Here is a 2,674-nt window from a genome sequence, read left to right as displayed (position 1 = left end):
AGTGGCGAGCGAAACCGGATGAGGCCAAACCGTATGCGTGTGATACCCGGCAGGGGTTGCGCATGCGGGGTTGTGGGATCTCTTTTTCACAGTCTGCCGGCTGTGAGACGAGTCAGAAACCGTTGATGTAGGCGAAGGACATGCGAAAGGTCCGGCGTAGAGGGTAAGACCCCCGTAGCTGAAACATCAACGGCTCGTTTAAGAGACACCCAAGTAGCACGGGGCCCGAGAAATCCCGTGTGAATCTGGCGGGACCACCCGCTAAGCCTAAATATTCCCTGGTGACCGATAGCGGATAGTACCGTGAGGGAATGGTGAAAAGTACCGCGGGAGCGGAGTGAAATAGTACCTGAAACCGTGTGCCTACAAGCCGTGGGAGCGTCGGATGCAAGCTTGCTTGTATCTCGTGACTGCGTGCCTTTTGAAGAATGAGCCTGCGAGTTTGCGGTGTGTTGCGAGGTTAACCCGTGTGGGGAAGCCGTAGCGAAAGCGAGTCCGAACAGGGCGATTCAGTAGCGCGCTCAAGACCCGAAGCGGAGTGATCTAGCCATGGGCAGGTTGAAGCGGAGGTAAGACTTCGTGGAGGACCGAACCCACCAGGGTTGAAAACCTGGGGGATGACCTGTGGTTAGGGGTGAAAGGCCAATCAAACTCCGTGATAGCTGGTTCTCCCCGAAATGCATTTAGGTGCAGCGTCGTGTGTTTCTTGCCGGAGGTAGAGCACTGGATAGGCGATGGGCCCTACCGGGTTACTGACCTTAGCCAAACTCCGAATGCCGGTAAGTGAGAGCGCGGCAGTGAGACTGTGGGGGATAAGCTCCATGGTCGAGAGGGAAACAGCCCAGAGCATCGACTAAGGCCCCTAAGCGTACGCTAAGTGGGAAAGGATGTGGAGTCGCAGAGACAACCAGGAGGTTGGCTTAGAAGCAGCCACCCTTGAAAGAGTGCGTAATAGCTCACTGGTCAAGTGATTCCGCGCCGACAATGTAGCGGGGCTCAAGCGTACCGCCGAAGTCGTGTCATTGCAGTACATACCCCCAACGGGGACTGTGATGGGTAGGGGAGCGTCGTGTGCCGGGTGAAGCAGCCGCGGAAGCGAGTTGTGGACGGTTCACGAGTGAGAATGCAGGCATGAGTAGCGATACACACGTGAGAAACGTGTGCGCCGATTGACTAAGGGTTCCTGGGTCAAGCTGATCTGCCCAGGGTAAGTCGGGACCTAAGGCGAGGCCGACAGGCGTAGTCGATGGACAACCGGTTGATATTCCGGTACCCGCTTTGAAACGCCCAGTATCGAACCAGGCGATGCTAAGTCCGTGAAGCCGTTCCGGACCCTTCGGGGAAAGGAAAGTGGTGGAGCCGACGGACCAGACCTGTAGTAGGTAAGCGATGGGGTGACGCAGGAAGGTAGTCCAGCCCGGGCGGTGGTTGTCCCGGGGTAAGGGTGTAGGCCGTGTGATAGGCAAATCCGTCACACATTAAGGCTGAGACCTGATGCCGAGCCGATTGTGGTGAAGTGGATGATCCTATGCTGTCGAGAAAAGCCTCTAGCGAGTTTCATGGCGGCCCGTACCCTAAACCGACTCAGGTGGTCAGGTAGAGAATACCGAGGCGTTCGGGTGAACTATGGTTAAGGAACTCGGCAAAATGCCCCCGTAACTTCGGGAGAAGGGGGGCCATCACCGGTGATCGGATTTACTCCGTGAGCTGGGGGTGGCCGCAGAGACCAGCGAGAAGCGACTGTTTACTAAAAACACAGGTCCGTGCGAAGCCGTAAGGCGATGTATACGGACTGACGCCTGCCCGGTGCTGGAACGTTAAGGGGACCGGTTAGCTCTGTTTCGACAGGGCGAAGCTGAGAACTTAAGCGCCAGTAAACGGCGGTGGTAACTATAACCATCCTAAGGTAGCGAAATTCCTTGTCGGGTAAGTTCCGACCTGCACGAATGGCGTAACGACTTCTCGACTGTCTCAACCATAGGCCCGGTGAAATTGCACTACGAGTAAAGATGCTCGTTTCGCGCAGCAGGACGGAAAGACCCCGGGACCTTTACTACAGTTTGATATTGGTGTTCGGTTCGGCTTGTGTAGGATAGGTGGGAGACTGTGAAGCTTGGACGCCAGTTCAGGTGGAGTCGCCGTTGAAATACCACTCTGGTCGTGCTGGATGTCTAACCTGGGTCCGTGATCCGGATCAGGGACAGTGTCTGATGGGTAGTTTAACTGGGGCGGTTGCCTCCTAAAGAGTAACGGAGGCGCCCAAAGGTTCCCTCAGCCTGGTTGGCAATCAGGTGTTGAGTGTAAGTGCACAAGGGAGCTTGACTGTGAGACCGACGGGTCGAGCAGGGACGAAAGTCGGGACTAGTGATCCGGCGGTGGCTTGTGGAAGCGCCGTCGCTCAACGGATAAAAGGTACCCCGGGGATAACAGGCTGATCTTCCCCAAGAGTCCATATCGACGGGATGGTTTGGCACCTCGATGTCGGCTCGTCGCATCCTGGGGCTGGAGTCGGTCCCAAGGGTTGGGCTGTTCGCCCATTAAAGCGGTACGCGAGCTGGGTTTAGAACGTCGTGAGACAGTTCGGTCCCTATCCGCTGTGCGCGTAGGAATATTGAGAAGGGCTGTCCCTAGTACGAGAGGACCGGGACGGACGAACCTCTGGTGTGCCAGTTGT

Annotated in this window: 1 rRNA gene (cut by a window edge); it reads left to right on the top strand. The window is 56.5% G+C overall.

Features of this window, described 5'->3' with window-relative positions:
- Positions 1–2,674: ribosomal RNA gene (locus ACF068_RS32160) — 23S ribosomal RNA — on the top strand (its annotated part extends 174 nt beyond the left edge of the window); the annotation flags it as partial.

This window comes from Streptomyces sp. NPDC016309, from assembly GCF_043077235.1.
In the GTDB taxonomy this organism is placed as follows: Bacteria; Actinomycetota; Actinomycetes; order Streptomycetales; family Streptomycetaceae; genus Streptomyces.
This window is presented reverse-complemented; position numbering and strand designations above follow the sequence as displayed.